Annotated in this window: 23 protein-coding genes; 14 read left to right on the forward strand and 9 right to left on the reverse strand. The window is 67.1% G+C overall.

Going from position 1 to position 22,899, the window contains the following annotated elements; translation table 11 throughout:
- Positions 1-65 precede the first annotated feature (65 nt).
- Positions 66-338 (reverse strand): GNAT family N-acetyltransferase, encoded by a 273-nt coding sequence (locus OKW87_RS13545; RefSeq protein ID WP_265540280.1) that lies wholly within the window; start codon positions 336-338, stop codon positions 66-68.
- An 80-nt stretch (positions 339-418) separates the two neighbouring features.
- Between OKW87_RS13545 and OKW87_RS13550 the strand changes: the two genes are divergently transcribed.
- On the forward strand, positions 419-1,339 hold the full coding sequence (locus OKW87_RS13550) for an alpha/beta fold hydrolase (RefSeq protein WP_265540281.1): 921 nt from the start codon (positions 419-421) through the stop codon (positions 1,337-1,339).
- On the opposite strand, the gene OKW87_RS13555 is transcribed toward OKW87_RS13550, so the two are convergent.
- Entirely contained in the window at positions 1,336-2,787 is a 1,452-nt protein-coding gene (locus OKW87_RS13555; RefSeq protein WP_265540282.1) for an ATP-binding protein, read from the reverse strand. The two genes, OKW87_RS13550 and OKW87_RS13555, sit on opposite strands and share 4 nt — an antisense overlap.
- A gap of 235 nt (positions 2,788-3,022) precedes the next feature.
- Here OKW87_RS13555 and recQ point away from each other — a divergent pair, with 235 nt between their 5' ends.
- The 6 genes from recQ to OKW87_RS13585 are packed head-to-tail and all read left to right on the forward strand — an operon-like array spanning position 3,023 to position 8,605.
- Positions 3,023-4,798: a DNA helicase RecQ gene (gene recQ / locus OKW87_RS13560; RefSeq protein WP_265540283.1), complete on the forward strand. Its 1,776-nt coding sequence runs from the start codon at positions 3,023-3,025 to the stop codon at positions 4,796-4,798.
- The gene (locus OKW87_RS13565; protein ID WP_265540284.1) at positions 4,795-5,307 is read left to right on the forward strand and encodes a hypothetical protein; all 513 of its coding nucleotides are present in this window, start codon (positions 4,795-4,797) and stop codon (positions 5,305-5,307) included. The genes recQ and OKW87_RS13565 overlap by 4 nt, the downstream gene beginning before the upstream one ends.
- Positions 5,304-5,735 carry a TIGR01244 family sulfur transferase gene (locus OKW87_RS13570; RefSeq protein WP_265540285.1) on the forward strand — a complete coding sequence of 144 codons (432 nt, stop codon included), beginning with the start codon at positions 5,304-5,306 and terminating at the stop codon, positions 5,733-5,735. The genes OKW87_RS13565 and OKW87_RS13570 overlap by 4 nt, the downstream gene beginning before the upstream one ends.
- The gene (locus OKW87_RS13575) at positions 5,732-6,121 is read left to right on the forward strand and encodes a hypothetical protein (protein ID WP_265540286.1); all 390 of its coding nucleotides are present in this window, start codon (positions 5,732-5,734) and stop codon (positions 6,119-6,121) included. Before OKW87_RS13570 ends, OKW87_RS13575 begins: the two co-directional genes overlap by 4 nt.
- Before the next feature lie 10 nt (positions 6,122-6,131).
- On the forward strand, positions 6,132-7,091 hold the full coding sequence (locus OKW87_RS13580; RefSeq protein ID WP_265540287.1) for a sterol desaturase family protein: 960 nt from the start codon (positions 6,132-6,134) through the stop codon (positions 7,089-7,091).
- Positions 7,025-8,605, forward strand: coding sequence for a GMC family oxidoreductase (locus OKW87_RS13585; RefSeq protein WP_265540288.1), 1,581 nt, complete (start codon positions 7,025-7,027; stop codon positions 8,603-8,605). The genes OKW87_RS13580 and OKW87_RS13585 overlap by 67 nt, the downstream gene beginning before the upstream one ends.
- Before the next feature lie 126 nt (positions 8,606-8,731).
- On the opposite strand, the gene OKW87_RS13590 is transcribed toward OKW87_RS13585, so the two are convergent.
- From OKW87_RS13590 to OKW87_RS13605, 4 genes are all read right to left on the reverse strand, one after another.
- Complete coding sequence (locus OKW87_RS13590) at positions 8,732-10,153, reverse strand: ammonium transporter (RefSeq protein WP_265540289.1); 1,422 nt, start codon at positions 10,151-10,153, stop codon at positions 8,732-8,734.
- A gap of 14 nt (positions 10,154-10,167) precedes the next feature.
- A complete protein-coding gene (locus tag OKW87_RS13595) occupies positions 10,168-10,506 on the reverse strand; it encodes a P-II family nitrogen regulator (RefSeq protein WP_265540290.1) in 339 nt (112 codons plus the stop codon).
- Between the two features lie 145 nt (positions 10,507-10,651).
- On the reverse strand, positions 10,652-10,855 hold the full coding sequence (locus OKW87_RS13600) for a putative signal transducing protein (RefSeq protein ID WP_265540291.1): 204 nt from the start codon (positions 10,853-10,855) through the stop codon (positions 10,652-10,654).
- Positions 10,855-11,787 carry a DUF5996 family protein gene (locus tag OKW87_RS13605; RefSeq protein ID WP_265540292.1) on the reverse strand — a complete coding sequence of 311 codons (933 nt, stop codon included), beginning with the start codon at positions 11,785-11,787 and terminating at the stop codon, positions 10,855-10,857. Before OKW87_RS13605 ends, OKW87_RS13600 begins: the two co-directional genes overlap by 1 nt.
- A gap of 51 nt (positions 11,788-11,838) precedes the next feature.
- On the opposite strand from OKW87_RS13605, the gene OKW87_RS13610 reads away from it, so the two are divergent.
- Together OKW87_RS13610 and OKW87_RS13615 are read left to right on the forward strand one after the other, a co-directional pair.
- Positions 11,839-12,084, forward strand: a complete 246-nt coding sequence (locus OKW87_RS13610) for a type II toxin-antitoxin system CcdA family antitoxin (protein ID WP_265540293.1) — start codon at positions 11,839-11,841, stop codon at positions 12,082-12,084.
- Complete coding sequence (locus OKW87_RS13615; protein WP_265540294.1) at positions 12,084-12,380, forward strand: CcdB family protein; 297 nt, start codon at positions 12,084-12,086, stop codon at positions 12,378-12,380. Before OKW87_RS13610 ends, OKW87_RS13615 begins: the two co-directional genes overlap by 1 nt.
- Here the strand turns inward: OKW87_RS13615 and tldD are convergent, their stop codons facing one another.
- The 3 genes from tldD to OKW87_RS13630 all read right to left on the reverse strand — a co-directional run bounded on the left by tldD (position 12,381) and on the right by OKW87_RS13630 (position 14,457).
- Positions 12,381-13,808, reverse strand: coding sequence for a metalloprotease TldD (tldD, locus tag OKW87_RS13620; RefSeq protein ID WP_265540295.1), 1,428 nt, complete (start codon positions 13,806-13,808; stop codon positions 12,381-12,383). It lies immediately after the preceding gene.
- A 170-nt stretch (positions 13,809-13,978) separates the two neighbouring features.
- The gene (locus tag OKW87_RS13625) at positions 13,979-14,107 is read right to left on the reverse strand and encodes a hypothetical protein (RefSeq protein ID WP_265540296.1); all 129 of its coding nucleotides are present in this window, start codon (positions 14,105-14,107) and stop codon (positions 13,979-13,981) included.
- Positions 14,108-14,226: 119 nt separating this feature from the next.
- Positions 14,227-14,457: a zinc-finger domain-containing protein gene (locus OKW87_RS13630; protein ID WP_265540297.1), complete on the reverse strand. Its 231-nt coding sequence runs from the start codon at positions 14,455-14,457 to the stop codon at positions 14,227-14,229.
- A 64-nt stretch (positions 14,458-14,521) separates the two neighbouring features.
- Here OKW87_RS13630 and OKW87_RS13635 point away from each other — a divergent pair, with 64 nt between their 5' ends.
- The 5 genes from OKW87_RS13635 (at position 14,522) to OKW87_RS13655 (ending at position 22,897) form a co-directional block, all read left to right on the forward strand.
- Positions 14,522-15,442: an ABC transporter ATP-binding protein gene (locus tag OKW87_RS13635; protein WP_265540298.1), complete on the forward strand. Its 921-nt coding sequence runs from the start codon at positions 14,522-14,524 to the stop codon at positions 15,440-15,442.
- A gap of 47 nt (positions 15,443-15,489) precedes the next feature.
- Complete coding sequence (nadB, locus tag OKW87_RS13640) at positions 15,490-17,070, forward strand: L-aspartate oxidase (RefSeq protein ID WP_265540299.1); 1,581 nt, start codon at positions 15,490-15,492, stop codon at positions 17,068-17,070.
- Between the two features lie 227 nt (positions 17,071-17,297).
- On the forward strand, positions 17,298-18,344 hold the full coding sequence (locus OKW87_RS13645; protein ID WP_443025107.1) for a serine hydrolase: 1,047 nt from the start codon (positions 17,298-17,300) through the stop codon (positions 18,342-18,344).
- 288 nt (positions 18,345-18,632) lie between these two features.
- Positions 18,633-21,386 (forward strand): DNA polymerase I, encoded by a 2,754-nt coding sequence (polA, locus tag OKW87_RS13650; RefSeq protein WP_265540301.1) that lies wholly within the window; start codon positions 18,633-18,635, stop codon positions 21,384-21,386.
- Positions 21,383-22,897 carry a lipopolysaccharide biosynthesis protein gene (locus OKW87_RS13655; protein ID WP_265540302.1) on the forward strand — a complete coding sequence of 505 codons (1,515 nt, stop codon included), beginning with the start codon at positions 21,383-21,385 and terminating at the stop codon, positions 22,895-22,897. The genes polA and OKW87_RS13655 overlap by 4 nt, the downstream gene beginning before the upstream one ends.
- Positions 22,898-22,899 lie beyond the last annotated feature (2 nt).

Raw genomic sequence — 22,899 nt, forward strand, 5'->3', positions numbered from 1 at the left:
CTGGTTCTACCGTCACCCCCGCGAAGGCGGGGGTGACGAGCTTGGGGCAAGGCGTCCTGCAATACTTAAGCGAGCAAGTCCCGCCATTCGGCATGCTTCGCGATATAAGCGGCGACGAAGCTGCATTCGGGACGCACCTTGAGCCCACGCTCGCGTGCCGCGGCCAGCGCGCCTTCGATCAGCCGGCTGCCGACGCCCATCCCCTGCAGCGACGAGGGCACCACGGTGTGGGTGAAAGCGATCACCTCGCCTTCGATCGTATAGGCCGCGAAGGCGGTGTGGCCCTGCTCCTCCAGTTCGAACCGCTGATCTTCGACATTGTCACGAACGTCGCTCATGGGGCACCCTTGGCTAGCACGGCGCGATTTGGCCGCAGTTGGACCCTATTACGATCGCGGCAGGAAAAGGATATGCGACGATGCTGATCCCATTGGGTTTCGCCGGGATTTTCGGGGCCGGGCTGGCGGGCTGGTCGGCCTATGTCGCGCGCAAGGCCGAGGAGATGGTGCCGCCGGACGGCCAGTTCGCCGACGTGGCGGGGGCGCGGCTCCATTATGTCGAGCTGGGCCGCAAGGATGCGCCGGCGATCGTGATGGTCCACGGGCTGATGGGGCAGCTGCGCAATTTCTCGCACTCGCTGGCCGAGCGGCTGGCGAGCGACCACCGGGTGATCCTGGTCGACCGGCCCGGCTGGGGCTATTCCACCGTCGAGGGTGGGCGCCCCGGAATCGTCAAGCAGGCCGCGATGATCGCCGCGCTGATCGAGCAGATCGGGCTCGAGAAGCCGCTGCTGGTCGGCCATTCGATGGGCGGCGCGGTGAGCCTGGCGCTGGCGCTCGACCATCCCGGGCGGATCCGCGGGCTGGCGTTGATCGCGCCGCTGAGCCAGGTGGTGACGAAGGTCCCTGCCCCCTTCGCCGGGCTGATGGCGCCGCCGCCGCTGACTCCCTTCCTCGCCTGGACGATGGCGGTGCCTGCGGGGATGGCCACCGCCGCGAAGACCGCGCGCGCCGTGTTCGCGCCCGATCCGGTGCCGGCCGACTTCGCGACCCGCGGCGGAGGGGCGCTCGCGATCCGGCCGGCGAGCTACCTGGCCGGCGCGTTCGAAGTCCGAAACTCGCCGGGGGAGGTGGCGGGGATCGTCGCGCGCTATGGCGAGCTCAAGATGCCGGTGGCGATCCTCTATGGGCGCGGGGATGCGGTGCTCGATCCCGAGCTAAACGGCGAGAAGACCGTGGCGGAGATAGCGGGCGCGACGCTGGCGCTGATCGAAGGCGGGCATATGCTGCCGGTGACGCATGCGGAGGCCACCGAGGCCTGGCTGCGCGGGCTGGGCTAGGCGGCTTCGGCGGGCATCGTCGACCAGCCGAGCCGGGGTATCGTGATCGAGCGCTTGCCCGACAGATCGACCCGGGTGACGAACAATTCGCGGCTCTCGATATAGGTGATCAGCCGCCGCGCGCGGCCCAATGAGCTGGTGCCGTAGGTAGCGGCGATCTCGGCGTCGCTCGGGCAGGGCGCGCCTTCGCGGGCGGCGCGGGCGACGAGCAGGAAGGGGCCGAGCATGTCGTCGGGGAGTGCGCGCGCCGCCTCCAGCGCCTGGCCCCATTCGGCATCGGGATCGCCGTGGATCCCGGCGCGCGCAGCCGAAAGCCGGCGGACGAAGCCCGAGAGATCGAGCGGCGGGCGGGCGAGCCCGACCATCCGGCAGCGCACCAGGAAATCCTGATAGAGCACCGCCGGCGCGCGGAACGCCGAATCGGGATCCTCGACGATATTGCGCAGCACCTCGGCGATGCGTTCGGCGGCCTCTTCGGCATCCACTTCAGGGCCGGCATCGGGCAGCGACGGCGCCGAGCGGGCCAGCGCCTCGATCAGCCGTTCGGAGGGCACCGGCGCGGGAGCCGGAGGCGCGGGCGGAGTCCAGCTCGGCTCGGCGGGGGCGAGCAGCATGTCCTTCATTCCCTCGCCGGTCGCCTGCGGTAGCGGCATCAGCTTGGGGCTGGCGCTGCGCGCCGACGTCTCGACCGCGCCGATCCGGATCGACACCGGGCGGCGCGCGACCGCGGGGCCGAGCGCGAGGAAGGTGCCGCGCTCGAGATCGCGGATTTGTTCGGCCTGGCGGCGCTCCATGCCGAGCAGATCGGCGGCGCGCGCCATGTCGATATCGAGGAAGGTGCGGCCCATCAGAAAATTGGAGGCTTCGGCGGCGACATTCTTGGCGAGCTTGGCGAGGCGCTGGGTAGCGATGACGCCGGCAAGCCCGCGCTTGCGCCCGCGGCACATCAGGTTGGTCATCGCGCCGAGCGACGCACGGCGAACCTCCTCGGCGACTTCGCCGCCGCCGGCGGGGGCGAAGAGCTGGGCTTCGTCGACCACGACCAGCGCCGGATACCAGAACTCGCGCGGGGCATCGAACAGGCCGGAGAGGAAGGCGGCGGCACATTTCATCTGGCCCTCCGCCTCCAGCCCCTCGAGGCTGAGCACCACCGATGCGCGATGCTCGCGGATGCGGGCGGCGAAACGCGCGACGTCGCGCTCGTCATGGTCCGCCGCCTCGATCGCGACATGACCGTAGCGTTCGGACAAGGTGACGAAATCGCCTTCGGGATCGATCACGATCTGCTGGACGTGGCCCGCCGATTGCTCGAGCAGGCGGCGCAGCAGATGCGACTTGCCCGAACCCGAATTGCCCTGGACGAGCAGACGCGTGGCCAGGAGCTCCTCCAGGTCCATCGCCACCGGCGCCCCGCCGCTGTCCTTGCCCATATCCACGCTGACCGTCACGCGGGCGCTTTGCCGGATCGGGGGTGCCGGGCGCAAGCCGGGTGTGATGCGGACTGGCGCAAGGCTGTGGATGGAGTGGGTGCGCGCTCACCCTCACCCTTCCCACCGCCTGCGGCGGCGGGCCCTCTCCCTCTCCCAATGGGAGAGGGAGGGAGGCGCGAAGCGCCGGAAGGGTGAGGGTGATCGCCAACGCGAACCCTCGACAGCACCCCCTGCGCCGCCTTAACGCACCCCCGTGAACGATCCGCTTGAAATCCTCCGCACGACCTTCGGCTTCCCCGGCTTCCGGGGAGTGCAGCCGCAGGTGATCGAGCGGGTGATGGCGGCGCAGAATACGCTGGCGGTGATGCCGACCGGCGCGGGCAAGTCGCTTTGCTATCAGGTGCCGAGCCTGGCCTTGGAGGGAACCTGCGTCGTCGTCTCGCCGCTGATCGCGCTGATGCACGACCAGCTGCGCGCGGCCGAGGCGGTGGGGATCCGCGCGGCGACGCTGACCAGCGCCGACGACAATCGCGAGGAGACGATCGCGCGGTTTCGCGGCGGGCAGCTCGACCTGCTCTATGTCGCGCCCGAGCGGGCGTCGGGGGAGGGGTTCCGCAACCTGCTGAGCCAGACGCGGCTGAGCCTGTTTGCGATCGACGAGGCGCATTGCGTGTCCGAATGGGGGCATGATTTCCGGCCGGATTACCGGCTGTTGCGACCGTTGCTCGATCGCTTTCCCGAGGTGCCGCGGCTCGCGCTGACCGCGACCGCCGATGCGCATACCCGCGCCGACATCCTCGAACAGCTCGGCATTCCGAGCGACGGGCTGATCATTGCCGGGTTCGACCGGCCCAATATCCGCTACCTGATCTCCCCCCGCGAAAACACGACCCGGCAGGTGCAGGATTTGCTCGCCGAGCAGCCGGGGCCGGGGATCGTCTATGCGCAGACGCGCGCCTCGGTGGAGAAGCTGGCGGACAAGCTCGGCGAGAATGGGCGGACGGTGCTGCCTTATCATGCCGGGCTCGATCCCGCGGTGCGGCGGCGCAACCAGGCGGCGTTCGTGGCGAGCGAGGAGATGGTGATCGTCGCGACGGTCGCGTTCGGAATGGGGATCGACAAGCCCGACGTCCGTTTCGTGGCCCACGCCGGGCTGCCCAAATCGATCGAGGCTTATTATCAGGAAACCGGCCGTGCCGGGCGCGACGGCGATCCGGCGGTGGCGCATTTGTTTTGGGGCGCGGACGATTTCGCGCGGGCGCGGCAGCGGATCGGCGAAGTCGAGCCGCGGCGGCAGCCGGGCGAGCGGACGCGGCTTTCGGCGCTGGGGGCGCTGGTCGAGACGGCCGGATGCCGGCGGCGGATCCTGCTCAGGCATTTCGGAGAGAGGGATGCGCCGGAGAATTGCGGCAATTGCGACAATTGCCTGAGCCCGCCGAGCGCGATCGACGCGAGCGTGACCGCGCAGAAATTCCTGTCGGCGGTGTTCCGCACCAACATGACCTTCGGGGTCGGCTATATCGAGAGCCTGCTGCTCGGCCAGTCGACCGAACGCAGTCTGATGAACGGGCATGAGAAATTGTCGGTCTTCGGGATCGTATCGGGCGACGAGGCCGCGTTGCTGAAGCCCGTGGCGCGGGCGCTGCTGCTGCGCGACGCGTTGCGCGCCAATGCGCATGGCGGGCTCGAATTCGGGCCCGAGGCCAAGGCGCTGCTGAAGGGCGAGGCGGAACTCAAGCTGGTGCTGCCGCCCAAGCGCGAGCGGCGCGGGCGGCGCGGTGACGGCAGACCGGGCGGGGCCAATCCGATCGGCGATCCGCTGTTCGAGGCACTGCGGGCGAAGCGGCGCGAGCTGGCGCAGGAGGCGCAGGTGCCGCCTTATGTGATCTTCCACGATTCGGTGCTGCGCGACATGGCGGCGGCGCGGCCCGCGAGCATCGATGCGCTGGGCCGCATCTCGGGCGTTGGCGTGCGCAAGCTGGAGGCTTATGGTTCGGCCTTCCTCCAGGTGATCCGCGAGGCGGCATGAAGAGTTTGATCGCAATGGCGCTGGTGGCGCTGGCGGCGCCGGGCGGGGCGCAGGAGGTGCCGGCCCTGCCGCCGGCGCGCGTGATCGACTCGATCGAGATGGAGACGCTTTCCTGGGGCCGGCCGGTGACGCGCTGGACGATCGACGCGCAGGGCAATGGCCGCGAGACCCGCGCCGAGCCGAATGCGTTCGAGGCCAAGGCGCTCGTGACGCGCGGCTTTGCGGTGGGGACGAGCGGGTTCCGCCGGATGCGCGTGCTGCTCGGACGCGCCGAAGCACGCGGTGGGGCGGACCTGCCCTGCGCCGATCGGATGACGGACCAGCCTTATGGCAGCGTGCGTTGGCTGCGGCAGAGCGGTTCGGTAGCGGCGCTGGCGTTCGACAGCGGTTGTCGCGATTCGACGGCGCGGCGGGTGCTCGACGATTTGCAGGCGGCGAATGCGCTGGTGGCCGGCTGGGCGCAGGCGGGCAAGACGATCGAGACACGCGAAGTGGAGAAGCCCGAATGACGTTGCGCCGAATCGACGAGACCATCAGCGTCGCCCCGCAGATCGCCCCCGAGGAAGTGCCCGCGCTGGCGGCGGCGGGCTTCAAGGCGATCGTCAACAACCGTCCGGAAGAAGAAGAATATGACCAGCCCGCGGGCGATGCGGTGCGCGCCGCGGCGGAGGCGGCGGGGCTTTCCTACGTGGCGATACCGGTGACGCATGCCGGATTCGCGGCGTGGCAGGTGGAGGCGATGGCCGAGGCGCTCGCGGCGGCGGACGGCCCGGTGCTCGCTTTCTGCCGATCGGGGACGCGTTCGTGCAATTTATGGGCGCTGGCGCAGGCGAGCCGCGGCGGCGATCCCGAGGAACTGACCGCGAAGGCGGCGGGCGCGGGCTATGATATTTCGGGGATTCGGCCGCTGCTCGACGGGCTTTCGGGGCAGGCATGAACTGGACCGAGCTTGGCGGCTCGCTCGCCGCGATCCTCGTCCTCGCCTGGATCGCTCGGCTGCTCAAGCTGGGCGAGAGCCGCATCTCCGACGAAAAGACCGCGGCTGAGATGGCCGAGGAGATATTGCCCGGCTTCACCGCGCGCGAGGCGCTGGTCAGCAGCGACGGATCGGCGGCGCTGGTTCTGGGCAATGGCGCGATTGCGCTGCTCAAGCGGCACGGCGCGAAGGTCGCGGCGCGGCGGATGAGCGCGCCCTTGTGGCGGCGCCCCGCCGCCGAAGGGGTGACGATCGAGACCGGCGAGCGGATGTTCGGGCCGGTCACCCTGCTCGGTGTGCTGCCCGAGGATGTCGCGAGGCTGGAATCGCAACTGACAGTGATGTAAGTATCGCGGGATGGAGCTTCCCGATCCCGTGACGCTGGCGGTGCCCGCCTTCGTGCTGCTGGTCCTGGCGGAGATGATCGTCGCGCGGCTCCGCGATCGCAGCCGCTACGAATCGCGCGATACGCTGACGTCGCTTTCGCTCGGGCTGGGGAGCACGGTGGCGGGGCTGCTTTCGGGCGGGCTGGTGTTCGCGCTGGCACTGTGGGTGTGGCAGTTCCGCCTCTTCGACATCGGTTTTGCCTGGTATTGGTTCGTGATCGCCTTCGTGATCGACGATCTGGCTTACTATGTCTTCCACCGCTCGGCGCACCGGGTGCGCTGGTTCTGGGCGAGCCATGTCATCCACCATTCGAGCCAGCATTATAATCTGTCGACCGCGCTCAGGCAGACCTGGACGGGCTTCTTCAGCCTGGGCTTCCTTTTTCGCCTGCCCTTGTTCCTGATCGGCTTTCCGCCGGCGATGGTGTTCTTCGTGGCGGGGCTGAATTTGGTCTATCAATTCTGGATCCATACCGAAGCGATTCGGAGGATGCCGGGCTGGTTCGAGGCGGTGATGAACACGCCCTCGCACCACCGCGTCCATCATGCGACCAACCCGCGCTATCTCGACCGCAACTATGCCGGGGTGTTCATCGTCTGGGACCGGCTGTTCGGCACGTTCGAGCCCGAGCGCGACGATGACAGGCCCCGCTATGGCATCGTCAAGGATCTGGGCAGCTTCAACCTGATCTGGGCGGCGACGCATGAGTGGGTGGGGATTGCCAAGGACGTGTGGCACGCGCCCGATTGGCGTTCGCGGATCGGCTATATGGTTCGCCCGCCGGGCTGGAGCCATGACGGCAGCCGCGATACATCCGAAACGATAAAAAGGCGCTGGGAGGCGCGGCAACAGGAGGGGGCAGCGTGGAAGAAGCCGACATCGTCGTCATCGGCGGAGGATCGGGCGGGAGCGCCGCCGCAGGTCGCCTGAGCGAGGGCGGAAAATATAGCGTCGCGGTGATCGAGGCGGGCGGGCGCAACACCAGCCTGAAGACGATCATGCCGGGCATGATGCCCTTCCAGTCGGACAAGACCAACTGGCGCTTCGAGACGGTGCCGCAGGCGGGGCTCAACGGCCGCCGCGGCTACCAGCCGCGCGGGCGGGGGCTGGGCGGATCCTCGGCGATCAACGCGATGCTCTATGTCCGTGGGCATCCGGGCGATTATGACGAGTGGCGCGATCTGGGCTGCACCGGCTGGGGCTGGGACGACGTCCTCCCCTGGTTCAGAAAGTGCGAGCATAATGTCCGCGGCGCCGACGAGTATCATGGCGATGACGGCCCGCTATGGGTGAGCGACCAGGCGTTTGCGCACCCCGGCAGCCGTGCCTTCATCGAGGCGGCGTCGCGGCTGCAGATTCCGGTGAACGACGATTTCAACGGGCCGCGGCAGGATGGCGTCGGCCTCTACCAGGTGACGCAGAAGGGCGGCGAGCGCTGGACCGCGTCGCGCGCCTATCTCTCGCAGAAGCGCGACACTCTGGAGATCCTTTGCGACGCGATGGTCGAGCGGATCCTGTTCGAGGATGGTCGCGTGTGGGGCGTGGCCTATCGGCGCGACGGGCAGGCGCGCGAGATTCGGGCGCGGCGGGCGGTGGTGCTGGCGGCGGGGGCGTTCCAGACGCCGCAGGTTCTGATGCTCTCCGGCATCGGACCCGGCGCGCATCTGCGCGAGATGGGGCTGGCGGTGCGGGTCGATCGGCCCGAAGTGGGCGAGGGTCTGCAGGACCATATCGACTATACCGCGGCGTTCGAGACCGACGGCAGCCTGTTCCTCGGGCGATCGCCGGCGGGGACGATCAAGTCGCTGGGGGCGATGGCGCAGTGGCTGTTCACGCGGCGCGGGGGAATGACGTCGCCTTATGCCGAGGCGGGGGGGTTCGTGCGGACCGAATTCGCCGGGGAGCGTCCCGACGTCCAGCTTCATTTCCTGATCGCGATCGTCGAGGATCATGGCCGCGCGAAGGTCAAGGGGCATGGGTTTAGCTGCCATGCCTGCGTGCTCCGCCCCGAGAGCCGGGGGACGGTGCGGCTGCAGTCGCTCGATGCCAGCGCGCCGCCGCGGATCGATCCCAACTTCCTCGCGGACCAGCGCGACGTCGAGGTGCTCAAGCAGGGGGTGCGGGCGATGTACCGCATCCTGCAGACGCCGCCGATGGCCGACTATAAGGGCCGCGACCGCTATCCGATCGACCTGGCCGACGATGCCGCGCTCGAACGGCTGATCCGGGCGCGGGCGGACACCGTCTATCACCCGGTGGGGACGGCGCGGATGGGATCGGACGCGGGCGCGGTGGTCGATCCGCGGCTTCGGGTGCGCGGGGTGGACGGGCTCTATGTCGCTGACGCCTCGGTGATGCCGCGGCTGGTGGGGGGAAATACCAATGCGCCGAGCATATTGATCGGCGAGCGCTGCGCGGCGTTCGTGGCTGAGGATCTGGGGTAGCGATCCTCCCCGGCACGGGGAGATAAAAAAGGGCCGGCGGTTCGAAAACCACCGGCCCAGTGTGTCCGCAGGAGGAACGTCGGGTGGGACGCCGCGCCGGAGAGGAAGCGCGGCGGCCCGAACTTGTCAGTAGTTGTAGGCGCGCTCGCCATGTTCGTTGATGTCGAGCCCTTCGACTTCGACTTCAGCGCTCGGGCGAAGGCCGATCGTGTATTTGAGGCCGAGGAACAGGATCGCCGAGACGGTGCCGGTCCACAGGACGGTGACGCCGACTGCCCAGAGCTGGGTGATCACCTGGGTGCCCATGACATATTCGCCGGCCTTGGCGACGGGCGCGGTGTAATCGATCCAGCCCTGGCCGCCGAGCGCGGGATCGGCGACGATGCCGGTGCCGATCGCGCCGATGATGCCGCCGACGGCATGGATGCCGAACACGTCGAGCGTATCGTCATATTTCAGCTTGTTCTTCACCGTGCTGACGAAGAAGAAGCAGACCAGGCTGGCGACCGCGCCGAGCAGGATCGCGGTGCCGGGGTGGGCGAAGCCCGCCGCCGGCGTGATCGCCACCAGACCGGCGACGACGCCCGAGGCCGCGCCGAGCAGCGACGGCTTCTTGTGCACGATCTGCTCGATGATCGCCCAGGCGGCACCGGCGGCCGCCGTGGCGGTCAGCGTGTTGATGAAGGCCAGCGCACCGAAGGCGTTCGCCTCGAGGCCCGAGCCGGCGTTGAAGCCGAACCAGCCGATCCACAGCAAGGAGGCACCGATCATGGTCATCACCAGGCTGTGCGGCGGCATCGGCTCGGTCTGATAGCCGATGCGCTTGCCGATCACGAGGCAGCCGACCAGGCCGGCGACACCCGCATTGATGTGCACCACGGTGCCACCGGCGAAGTCGAGTGCGCCCCAGCCCCACAGCAGACCGGTGTCGGTCGGCGCGGTGTGGAGGAAGTCCGGACCCGGCCAGTACCAGACCATGTGGGCGAGCGGGAAATAGGCGAAGGTCAGCCACAGCACCGTGAAGATGATCAGCGGGGTGAACTTCACGCGCTCGGCGAACGCCCCGACGATCAGCGCCGGCGTGATGCAGGCGAAGGTCATCTGGAAGATCACGAAGATATATTCGGGCAGATAGACCGAATTCGAGAAGGTCGCCGCCAGGGTCGTCGGATCGACTCCCTTTAGGAACATCTTGTCGAGGCCGCCGAACAGGCTCGGGAAGGGCGAGCCGGTCGAGGTGAAGGCCATCGAATAGCCCCAGCTGAACCAGACCAGGGCCGCGACGCAGACGATCGTCAGTACCTGCATCAGCACCGAGAGCATGTTCTTGGTGCGGACCAGGCCGCCATAGAAGAGCGCGAGCGCGGGCACCGACATCATCAGCACGAATGCGGAGGCGACGAGCATCCAGGCGACATCGCCCTTGTTGACCATCTCCGCGGTCGGCGTGAACGGCGCCGCGGGTGCGGCAGCCTCCTGCGCCCAGGCAGGCAAGGCCGCGAAGAGGGCGAACCCCGCTCCGGCGGCGAATTTGGTTGCTAGCTTCATCTGATCCCCCTTCATCACAGCGCGGTCTCGTTGGTCTCGCCGGTGCGGATGCGCACGGCCTGACCGACATCGAGGACGAAAATCTTGCCGTCGCCGATCGCGCCGGTGCTGGCCGCCGCCTGGATCGCTTCGACCACCCGGTCGGCGACATCCGAGCCGCAGGCGACCTCGATCTTTATCTTCGGCACCATGTTGGTGCTGTATTCCGCGCCCCGATAGATTTCGGTCTGGCCCTTCTGGCGGCCGAACCCCTTGACCTCGGACACGGTCATGCCCGTCACGCCCACGCCCGTGAGCGCCTCGCGGACCTCATCGAGCTTGAACGGTTTGATGATGGCGATGATCAGCTTCATTTCGCCCCCTATTGGCTGGTTACCCGGGGACGTAGGAGCAAGGGCCATGCCAGACGGAAGAATCCAGCGATTCCAGCGCTTGGCGGCGCAATCATCTATTAGCGAAAGGTAAATTTTTGTGCAGATGCGAAAGCCTGCTCAAAAATCAGGCAGGATCTTCCAGTATTTTCAGCGCCGCGACATAGTCGTCGTCGTCGACCATCACGCGGACGGGGATCAGGAAATAACTGCCGTCTGCGATGCTCGTTCCCGCGTCGAAGACGAAGGACATGATCTCCTCGGACTCGAGACGGCCCTGGACGATATGGGCCTCCTGCCGATCGAAGCGGCCGAGTTCGACGAGTGCCATCAGAGCGGCCGGGGCCGGCGGGGGACGCCGATTGGGCAGTCGAACGCGGAGCAGTCCCAGTGCGCGAGGTCGGCGGCGGCGTCATAAGTCGATTGTAGGAAGTCGGCGAGCGCAGCCTGCGGATCAGGCGCGGTGCGGACCGCTTCATAATCGAGGAGGAATTCGCCCAGGGCGGCGTCGAAGCGCGCGGCTTCGGGTCGCACCTTGGCTTCGGCGAAGCCCTCGGGCCCGGGGTAGGCATAGGAATAGAAAGCCGCGTGCGGGTAGGCGTCGCTGCCCGGCCAGAAGCCGGCGCTCGACACTTCGTGACTATAGGCTTCGCGAGTCACATCGTCGGGCAGGCCGGGGACGCCCCCGGGATGCGGCGGCGCGCGGCGGCCCGAGAAGCGGGTGACTGCGAGATCGAAGCTGCCCCAGAAGAAATGGACCGGGCTCGCCTTGCCGAGGAAGCCGGTGCGGAAGCGTTTGAAGGCATGATCGACCTGGATGAGCGCGACGTGAAAGGCCTCGACCGCGGCGGGGTCGTAAGGGCGCTTCGCGCGGTCGTCGGGGAAGCGGATGGGATCGGGCATCTCGTTGGGGAGCGTATTGATCGTGACCGTAACACCGAGTTCGGCCAGCGTGGCCATCACCGCCGTATGGAAATCGGCGATGCTGCCCGCCTGGAGCGGCAGCGCGCGGGTTTCGCCCGAGACGCAGGCGATGCGGAGCTGATGGTCGCGGAAGTCGAAGTCGATCTCGAACGGGCCGGTTTCCGACGGGATCGGCGAGGTGCCGAGGCCGCGTGGGGTCACGTAGAGCGGGACGTGCCAGCCATGATTGAGCCAGGGCGTCAGCGCGAGGCGGACCTTGCCGACGATCTGGGTCATCAACTGGAGATGCAGCGCGGTTTCGCGCCATCCGGACCAAGCGAGGACGGGCCAGTCGGTCATGCGCCGCTTCCTTAGTTGACGCGCTTCGGTTCATGCGCATATCCTCTGCGCATGAAGCACGACCCGCTCTCTTCTGGCAAGCGTAAGGCAGTCAATATCTCGCTCGATACCGGCATCGTGGCGTTCGCGCGCGAGGCAGGGCTCAATCTTTCGCAAGTGTGCGAAGCCGCAATACGCGAGGCAACCCGAAAGGAAATGACGCGGCGCTGGCAGGAAGAGAACCGCGAGCGGATCGACGCGTGGAACGCCTGGATCGACGAACATGGGCTTCCGCTTGCCGAATATCGCCAGTTCTGATGGCACAATTCGATGTGCACCGTGCGGCAAACGGCACGCTGCTGGTCGACTGCCAGGCTGACACGCTTTCCCATCTGAATACGCGCCTGGTGGTTCCCCTGCTCCCGGTCGCACAGGTGCCGCCTGCTACCGACCGGCTGCACCCCATATTGATGGTAGACGGAAGCCCGTTCGTGCTCGCCGTGCAGATGACCGCATCGATACCGGCGCGTGAATTGTCGAGGCCGATCGAGTCACTGGCGGCAGATCGCTATACGATCGTCGGCGCAGTCGATCTATTGCTCACCGGGGTCTGATCAGGCCGCGGTCCCGCCCACCGTCAGCCCCTCGACCAGCAGGCTTGGCTGGCCGACGCCGGCCGGAACGCTCTGCCCGCCCTTGCCGCACATGCCGACGCCTTCGTCGAGCGCGAAATCGTTGCCGATGCCGGTGACGCGGGTGAGCACCGAAGGGCCGTCGCCGATCAGCGTCGCGCCCTTGATCGGGCGGCCGAGCTTGCCATTCTCGATCCGGTAGGCCTCGGTGCAGGAGAAGACGAACTTGCCCGAGACAATATCGACCTGGCCGCCGCCGAAGCTCTTGGCGTAGATGCCTTTCTTCACGCGACTCATCAGCTCGGCGGGATCGTCGCGTCCCCCCTTCATGAACGTGTTTGTCATGCGCGGCATCGGCGCGTGCTGGAACGATTCACGACGGCCGTTGCCGGTGGCCTCGACCCCCATCAGCCGGGCGTTGAGGCGATCCTGCATATAGCCTTTGAGGATGCCGTCCTCGATCAGGATCGTCTCGCGGGTGGGCGTGCCTTCGTCGTCGATCGACAGCGAACCGCGGCGATCGTGGAGCGAGCCGTCGTCGACCACGGTGACCCCGGGGGCGGCAACGCGCTCGCCGATGCGTCCCGAGAAGGCGCTGGTGCCCTTGCGGTTGAAATCGCCCTCCAGCCCGTGGCCGATCGCTTCGTGGAGGAGGACGCCGGGCCAGCCTGGGCCGCACAGCACGGTCATGTCGCCGGCCGGGGCATCCTCGGCATCAAGGTTTACCAGAGCCTGCGCCAGCGCCTCGTCGATCGCGCGGTTCCAGGTCGCGGGTTCGAACAGCCGATCGTAAAGGGTGCGACCGCCGGTGCCGAAGGTGCCGGTCTCGCGGCGACCGCCCTGCTCGACGACGACGGTGACGTTGAGGCGGACGAGTGGGCGGACGTCGGTGGCGATGAAGCCGTCGGGTCGCACGATCTCGACCACGCTCCATGATCCGATGAGCCCGACCGAGACCTGGACGACGCGGGGATCGCGCGCGCGCGCGGCGGCGTCGATCGTCTGGCAGAGATTCACCTTGTCGGCGAAGGGGACGAGATCGAGCGGATCGGCGTGGGTGTAGAGATGGCGGTTATTGCCCTGGGGCGGGGCCGCCTTGGCCGATTTGCCAGGCTCGATCAGCGCCATCGTCTCGGCGGCGCGGCGGATCGCGGCGGGGCTGATCTCGTTGGCGTGGGCGAAGGCGGTGGTCTCGCCGGAGACTGCACGAAGGCCGAAGCCCGACTGGGTGTCGTAGGAGGCGGTCTTGAGCCGGCCGTCGTCGAAGCCGAATGCCTCGGACTTGCGATATTGGAGATAGAGTTCGCCATCCTCGGCGCTCGACAATGCCTCGGCGGTCAGGCGGGTTGCGGTTTCGGGATCGAGGGCGTCGCGATAGAGGAAGGCGCGGGGATCGGAGGGAATGGTCATCCCACCGATATAGGCAGCGATCCGGCGCTGTCACCCGGCGGCGATGCTCCCGACGCGTTTAGTTCTCCAAATGGCGCTCGCGGCGCAAATCGCGGAGCTGCAGAAAAAGCCCTGCGGCAATTAGGGCCAGGCCAAGGGCCAGCAAGGCGAAATAACCGGACATTCGAGCCCTACTCCTTCATGCAACGCACGAAGCTGCGCGTACTGGCATCGACCAGCGCCGCGCGTGCGCCTTCGCTAATATAGGGCGAGGGCGTCTCATCCTGCAAGAAGCCCGCCGCGATCTCGCAGCGCTTCACTGCCGACGCTTGGCTTTCCTTGAGCTGCTGGCCGATGAGCCACCAAATGCCGTGATGGCCGCTGCAAGCCCCGCAGTGATCAGCACGCCCGCCCATTCGGTACGGCGCGCTGCCATGGATCAGATGCTCGCGCCAGCGGGGTGATCCGGCAATTCGCTCTGATCCGCGCCGTCGGCGGGCCCGCCGATCAGGATGAAGCGGCGGTCGCAATAGCCGCAGTCGACATAGCCATGCTCGTCGATCTGGAGAAACACGCGCGGGTGGCCGAGCGCTGCGGGCACGCCGGGGCCGCTGCCGTCGCAGCTTACGCGGGCGTGGGAGGTGCGAATGCTCTCGGGGGGTGCGATCATGCCGCTGGCCTAGCAAAGCCGGAGAGGGCTCGCAATCGCCTGCCGAGCGCCTTATGCGCAGGCGATGACCCAGGCCGCGATCGAGATCCAGGACCTCTGCAAGACCTACGCCGGCGGCAAGCGTGCGCTGGACGGGGTGAGCCTCGATGTGCCGCGTGGGACAATTTTCGGGCTGCTGGGGCCGAACGGCGCGGGCAAATCGACGCTGATCAACATACTGGCCGGGCTGGTAAACAAGACGGACGGGCGCGCCTCGATCTGGGGCTTCGATATCGACGCGCATCCGCGCAATGCCAAAGCATCGATCGGGATCGTCAACCAGGAGATCATGTTCGATCCCTTCTTTTCGCCTGCCGAGACGCTCGATATTCAGGCCGGGCTCTATGGCGTTCCCAAGGCGCAACGGCGGACGATGGAGCTGCTGCGCGCGGTGCATCTCGAGGACAAGGCCGATGCCTATGCCCGCACGCTTTCGGGCGGCATGAAGCGACGGCTGATGGTCGCCAAGGCGATGGTCCATTCGCCGCCGGTGCTGGTGCTCGACGAGCCGACGGCGGGGGTGGACGTCGAGCTTCGCCAGCAGCTCTGGGCCTATGTGCGCGAGCTGAATGCGCGCGGCGTCACCGTGGTGCTGACGACGCATTATCTGGAGGAAGCCGAGCAGCTTTGCGACCGGATCGCGATCATCAACCATGGCAAGCTGATCGCGAACAAGCCGACTCGCGAACTGGTGGGGATGGCGCAGGAAAAGGTCGTCGAGGTGACCGTTGACCGCGACATTGCCTCGGCTCCGGCGAACGCCTGCTTCCAGAAGATCGAATTGAAGGGCGAGCGGACGCTGGTGATTACCTTCCGCAAGGATCTGGCCAATGCCGGGGAAGTGCTGGGGGCGGTGCAGGCCGATGGCTTCGGCATCGTCGATGTGTCGACCCGCGAGGCGGATCTGGAGGATGTGTTCCTGAACCTGACGAGGGCGGATGCTTAAGCTGCTATTCGCGCCCCTGACCCCTCCCTTGCAGGGAGGGGAATAGGATGGACCATGTCTCCGAAATCCTCGTCATCGGATCGGGCGCCGCCGGGCTTACCGCGGCGCTGAACCTCGCCTCGCGGTTCAAGGTGACCGTCCTCGCCAAGGGCGGGTTCAACGAGGGATCGACCGCCTGGGCGCAGGGGGGAATCGCCGCGGTACTCGAGCCGGGCGACACGTTCGACAGCCATATCGAGGATACGATGATCGCCGGGGCGGGGCTCAACGACCGCGCCACGGTGGAGTTCGTCGTCGAGAATGCGCCCAAGGCGATCGCGCGGCTGGGCGAGCTGGGCGTGCCCTTCAACACCGAGGGGAATGCGCTGCACCTGACCCGCGAGGGCGGGCACAGCCATCGCCGGATCGTCCATGTCGACGACGCGACCGGCTGGGCGGTGCAGGAGGCGTTGCTCAAGGCGGCGCACGCCAATCCCAACATCACGCTGGTGCCCGACATGGTGGTGATCGATCTCGCCACGAGCCGGCACGAGGAACGCTATTCGGGGGCGGGCAATGTCTGGGGGGTCTATGCCTTCAACCGCGCGACCAACCGGGTGGAATTGTTCACCGCGCGCGCGACCGTGCTGGCGACCGGCGGGGCGGGGCGGACCTATCTCTTCTCGACCGCGCCACGCGGGGCGACCGGCGACGGGATCGCGATGGCGTGGCGGGCGGGATGCCGCATCTCGAACATGGAGTTCATGCAGTTCCACCCGACCTGCCTCTACAATCTGGAGGTCAAGAATTTCCTGATCACCGAGGCGGTGCGCGGCGAGGGCGGGCAGCTGAAGATTCCAGGCAGCGGATACCGCTTCATGCCCGATTTCGATCCGCGGCTGGAGCTGGCGCCGCGCGACGTGGTGGCGCGCGCGATCGATCATGAGATCAAGCGGCTCGGGCTCGATTATGTCCATCTCGACATCAGCCATATGGGCGCGGATTTCGTGAAGCAGCACTTCCCGATGATCCACGCCCGGCTGCTGGGGCTCGGCATCGACATGACCAGCGATCCGATTCCGGTGGTGCCCGCGCAACATTATACCTGCGGCGGGGTGGTGATCGACCGGCACGGGCGTACCGACCTGCCGCATCTCTATGCCGCGGGCGAAGTCAGCCAATCGGGGCTGCACGGCGCCAACCGGCTGGCGAGCAACTCGCTGCTCGAATGTTTCGTGTTCGGCGAGGCGGCGGCGGACCATATCGCGGCCAATTGGGGCGATCTCGCGCCGCCGCCGGCGATCCGGCCGTGGGACGAAAGCCGGGTGACCGATTCGGACGAGGAAGTCGTCATCAAGCAGAATTGGACCGAGATCCGCCGCTTCATGTGGAATTATGTCGGCATCGTGCGGACGACCAAGCGGCTCGAGCGCGCGGCGCGGCGGATCGCGGCGCTGCGCGAGGAAGTCGGCGACTATTACGGCCATTTCCGAGTGACGCCCGATCTGATCGAGCTGCGCAACCTGCTCGAATCGGCCGACCTGATCGTGCGCTCCGCGCTGCACCGCAAGGAGAGCCGGGGCTTGCACTATACGCTCGATTATCCCGAGACGGCCGACGACGCGGTCGACACGATCCTGGTGCCCTGAGCCCATTTCCTTAGCTGGTTCGTTGAATTTGCATGACTTTCGTTTCCGCCCCGTTCACGCTTCGTCGCTATAGCTACCGCATTCGTCGCATCGCCGTGCGATTGGGCTTTGACGGACAACGCATCCGCAGCATGGTTCGCGGCGGGCAAGGGGCTGCATTCGTGAAGAATTTCAAGGGTTTTTCGAGGATCGAGCGGGCGGTGACGATCGCAGGGCTGGGTCCGGCGATGCTCGTCGGCTGTGCGGTGCACAATGAGACGCAGATCGCCGCGCATCTGCCCGCGCCGACCTATCGTGTCGCTTTGCCGTTCCCGGCGCCGGCGGCGGCGCCGAAGCCGCGCGTGGCCGCCCCGCAGGCGCTGGTCAGCTCGATGGATACGCTGTTCCGCAATTTCAGCGGAGTCGCGGGCGCCGCGGTGACCAGCATCGATAGTGGCTGGGTGGTTGCCAGCGGCCAGGCCCAGCGCCGGATGCCGCAGCAGAGCGTGAGCAAGCTTTGGGTGGCTATGACCGTGCTCGACGCAGTCGACCGTGGCGTGCTCCGTCTCGACCAGTCGGTGACGATGACGCGCTCCGATCTCACGCTCTTCCACCAGCCGATCGCGGCGCTGATCAAGCCCGACACCGGCTACACCGCCACCGTCAGCGAGCTGATGCGCCGTTCGATGCAGATGAGCGACAATAGCTGCAACGACAAATTGCTGCGACTGGCCGGCGGGCCGCAGGCAGTGAGGGACTTCATCGCGCGGCGGCAGCTGGGCGCAATTTGGTTCGGCCCCGGCGAACGCCTGCTCCAGGCGGGGACCGCGGGGCTCGAGTGGAAACCCGAATATTCGCTGGGCAACGCCTTTGCGCAGGCGCGAGCGCGGCTCTCGCCCGAGGTGCGCCTGGCGGCGTTCGAGGCCTATGTGAAGGATCCGCCCGATGGCGCGGCGCCGCAGGCGATCGCCGATGCACTGGCGCGGCTGAAGCGCGGCGAGCTGCTCTCGGCATCCTCGACCGACTGGCTGGTCCGTACGATGGCGGCATCGCGCACCGGCAAGGCGCGCATACGCGGCGGCCTGCCCGTTGGCTGGGAATTCGCGCACAAGACCGGCACGGGACAGGATCTGCGCAGCCGTACCGCGGGCTTCAACGATGTCGGCATCCTGATCGCGCCCGACGGCCGCTCTTATGCGCTGGCGGTGATGATCGGCGATACGGCGCGCCCGGTGCGGGAGCGGCAGGCGCTGATGCAGGCGGTTGCGGCGACGGTGGTGGCCAACCACCGGTAAATTTGCTCCCCTCCCTGAAAGGGAGGGATCATCGGGTCGGCCATGCCCCCGGCATGGCCTGAACAGCGCGGGGCGCTGTTCAGGCCATGATGGGTGGGTGCGCGCGTCTGCGCGCCTCTAAGACTCACTCACGTCGCGGCATAACAGCGTCGGTCGAGGCATCGAGCCTCGCCCGCCGCTAGCCCCTCCCTTTCAGGGAGGGGAAAGATTGAGCTTACTCGCCGGTACTGGGTTCACATTCCGCGATGCCCGGATGACGGCCCGCTTAAGCACTGCTATCCCCCCGCGATGCCCCATCTCTATCTCGTCGACGGCTCCGGCTATATCTTCCGCGCCTATCATCGGCTGCCGCCGCTCACCAACAAGCATGGCGAGCCGGTGGGCGCGGTCTATGGCTATACGACGATGCTGTGGAAGCTCGTCGACGAGCTGCACAAGGCCGATGGCCCGACGCACATGGCGGTGATCCTCGACAAGAGCGAGCATACCTTCCGCAACGAGCTGTACGATAAATACAAGGCGCAAAGGCCGCCCGCGCCCGAGGATCTCAAGCCGCAATTCCCGATGATCCGCGACGCCACCCGCGCCTTTTCGCTGCCGTGCATCGAGGAGCAGGGCTGGGAGGCGGACGACCTGATCGCGAGCTATGCCAAGGAGGCGCTGCGCCAGGGCTGGGAAGTGACGATCGTGAGCTCGGACAAGGATCTGATGCAGCTGATCGAGCCCGGGCTCGACATGTATGACACCATGAACAACCGGCGGTTGGGCGCAGAGGCGGTGATCGAGAAGTTCGGCGTGCCGCCCGGCCAGTTGGGCGAAGTGCTGGGGCTGATGGGCGACAGCGTCGACAATGTCCCGGGCGTTCCGGGCGTGGGCCCGAAGACCGCCGCCAAGCTGATCCAGGAGCATGGCGACATCGAAGCTGTGCTCGCTGCGGCGCCTTCGATGAAGCCGAGCAAGCTGCGCGACAATCTGATCGAACATGCCGAGATGGCGCGGCTGTCGCGCAAATTGGTGGCGCTGGCGTGCGACGTGCCGTTGCCCGATCCGCTCGATTCGCTGGAGCTGCAGGGGATTCCGGATGCGCCGCTGCGGGCGTTCCTGGAGCATCATGGCTTTCGGACGCTGCTGGCGCGGCTGTCGGCGGTGGCGGATGCGCCGGTCGAGACGCACGAGACGCCCGGCCTCCCCGAGGACCCGCCCTGCGATCACGACGCCTATGAGACGGTCGTCACCGACGAGGCGCTCGACCGCTGGATCGCCGAGGCGAAGCATCAGGGCTGGGTGGCGATCGATACCGAGACCAGCGAGCTGGACGCGATGCGCGCCGGGCTGTGCGGCGTATCGATGGCGCTGGCGCCCAACAAGGCCTGCTACATTCCGCTCGCCCATGGCGGCAGCGACATGTTTGCCGAGCGGCCCGAACAGCTCGACCATGACGCCGCCCTTGCGCGGCTGAAGGGCCTGCTCGAGGATCCGGCCGTGCTCAAGATCGGCCATAATCTGAAATATGACATGATCGTCTTCGCGCGGCGCGGCATCCAGGTCGCACCCTATGACGACACGATCGTGATGAGCTTCGATCTGGACGCCGGGCTGCACGGGCACGGCATGGACGAGCTGGCGGCGACGCATCTCTCGCACAGCTGCATCGCGTATAAGGACGTGGTGGGGACGGGCAAGAAGCAGCTCAGCTTCCGCGAAATCGACCTCAAGACCGCGACGCGCTACGCCGCCGAGGATGCCGATGTGACGTTGCGGTTGTGGCAGCGCTTCAAGCCGCGGCTGGCCTATGAGGGCGCGACCCGCGTCTATGAGATGGTCGATCGCGCGCTGGTCTCGGTGATCGCCGGGATGGAGCAGCAGGGCGTCAAGGTCGACGCGGCGACGCTCGCGCGGCTGTCGGACGAATTCTCGCTGCAGATGGCCAGGCTGGAGGAGGAAATCCACGGCATCGCCGGCTTCAAGTTCACGATCGGCAGCCCCAAGCAATTGGGCGACGTGCTGTTCGAGGGGATGGGCATCAAGGGCGGGCGCAAGGGAAAATCGGGCGTCTATTCGACCGACGTCAACGAGCTCGAGCGGATCGCTGCGGACAAGGATTCGCCGGGGCGGGTGATGGCGGCGAAGGTGCTCGACTGGCGCCAGCTTTCGAAGCTCAAATCGACCTATACCGATGCGCTGCAGGCGCAGATCAATCCGGAGACGGGGCGCGTCCACACGTCTTACTCGCTGACCGGGGCGCAGACCGGGCGGCTTTCCTCGACCGATCCCAACCTCCAGAACATCCCGATCCGCACCGAAGTGGGCCGGCAGATTCGCGACGCCTTCGTGGCGGAACCGGGCAACGTCATCCTCGCCGCCGATTATTCGCAGATCGAGCTGCGGCTGGCGGCGCATATCGCCGACGTGCCGGCGCTGCGCACTGCGTTCGAAAATGGCGACGATATCCACAGCATGACCGCGATGGAGCTGTTCGGCGAGGTGAATCGCGACACCCGCGGGCGGGCCAAGACGATCAACTTCGCGATTCTCTACGGCATCTCGCGCTGGGGGCTGGCGGGCCGGCTCGACGTGACCGCCGACGAGGCGCAGGCGATGATCGACCGCTATTTCGAGCGCTTCCCCGGCATCAACAATTATATCGGCGCGACGATCGAGCAGGTGCGCGAGAAGGGCTATACGACCACGCTTTTCGGCCGGAAGACGCATTTCCCGCGGATCCGATCGAAGGTCCAGCACGAGCGGCAGGGCGCCGAGCGCGCGGCGATCAACGCGCCGATCCAGGGCACCAGCGCCGACATCATCAAGCGCGCGATGGCGCGGATGGGGCCGGCGTTGCTCGACGCCGGGCTGCCCGAGGTCCGGATGCTGATGCAGGTGCATGACGAACTGGTGTTCGAACTGCCCGAGGGCGATGTCGAAGCGGCGCGGGGCGTGATCGAGCATGTCATGGCAAACGCGGCCGAGCCTGCGATCAAGCTGAGCGTGCCGCTGGGGGTCGAGATCGGAACGGGCAAGAGCTGGGGCGCCGCGCATTGAGCGACGCCGCGTCCACGCAGGACATCAACACGCTGGCGAAGGGCGGACGGACCAATATATTGGGCTTCCTGCTGCGCCTCGCCGCGCGCCTGCCTTTCCTGTTCATCGCCGGGCGCGCGTACGGCCCCGACATCGTCGGGCGCTATGCGATCGCGGTGCTGGTGATCGAAGTTGCCGCCCTGCTGGCGACGCTGGGACTCAAGCGCGGGCTGGCGCAGGCGCTGGCCTCGACCGATCGGCCGCATGCCCATGTCGTGTGGGATGCGGTGATGGTGGCGCTGGTCGCGTCGCTGCTCGCCAGCGGGGTGCTGATCGCCTTTCCACAGGCGATGTATCCAAACAGCCCGGTGATGGGGCTCGAGCGATTCCTGCCGATGGTGGTCTTCGCAGTGGCGATATCGGACGTGACACTCTCCGCGCTCGCCTATCGCCACAATATCGGCGCGGCGGTGACTGCGCGGGCGATCATCGAGCCCTGGACCATCAGCATCGCCGCCTGGGGGTTCAGCTACGTCTCGACCCGCGACGGGCTGATGATGGCCTATGTGCTGTCGATGGTCGCGGCGCTGGTCGCGTCGGTGGTGCCCTTCCTGCGGGAATATGGCCTGCCGCGCGGCTGGCGGCCGCGGCCTTCGGAAATGATCGCGCTCGCCCGCCGCAACGCCCCGCTTGCCGGCGCCGACGCGATCGAATGGGGCACGCGCAACGTCGATCGCTTCATCCTGGCGCTGATGTTCTCGCCGGCGGTGGTGGGCATCTATTTCATGGCGCAGCAGGTCGCTTCGGTGCCGCAGCGGCTAAAATCTAGCTTCGATCCGATCCTGGCGCCGGTCGTGACGCAGAGCCTCGCAGCGGGGGACAAGGCGTCAGTCGCCAAGCAGGTGCGCCAGGTCGGCTTCTGGATCACCGGCGCGCAGGCTGCGTGCCTGGTGACCTTCGGCATCCCCGCCGAGGGCGTGATGGGGCTGCTCGGCCCCGAATTCGTCGTCGGCGCGGGGGCGATGTGCATCCTGCTGGTGGCTGAGGTGCTCGCCTCTACCGGCGCCGTCTGCGAGACCGCGCTCGTCTACACCGCGCGGATGCGGAACCTGGTGATTTCGCTGTGCATCCTGTTGCTCCAGATCGTGCTGAGCTTCGTGTTCATCTATATCGCGCGGGCGCAGGGCTGGTCCGAGGGATGGCAGGCCGCGGCGCCGGCGGTGGCGCTGGCGATCTCGCTGACGATCGGATCGGCGATCAAGGCCATCTTGCTGCGGCGGATCCTGGGCGCATCGGTGTTCCGCGTGCGGCCCAGCTTCTTCGCGGCGATCGGGATTGCCGGGCTGGTCGGCGCGGCGTTCATGTCGCTGCCGCCGCAATATGAATGGGCCGAACTGAGCATCGGCATGCCCGCGATCCTGGTCACCTTCTTCTACGTGATCATCAAGTTCGGCTTCGACGCCGAGGACCGGGCCTTGTTCCGGAAGATGCCGGCGGTGGAGGCGACGCTGCCGACCGAGGAGAAGCTTTAGCC

This window comes from Sphingomonas sp. M1-B02, from assembly GCF_026167525.1.
Classification (GTDB): Bacteria; Pseudomonadota; Alphaproteobacteria; order Sphingomonadales; family Sphingomonadaceae; genus Sphingomonas.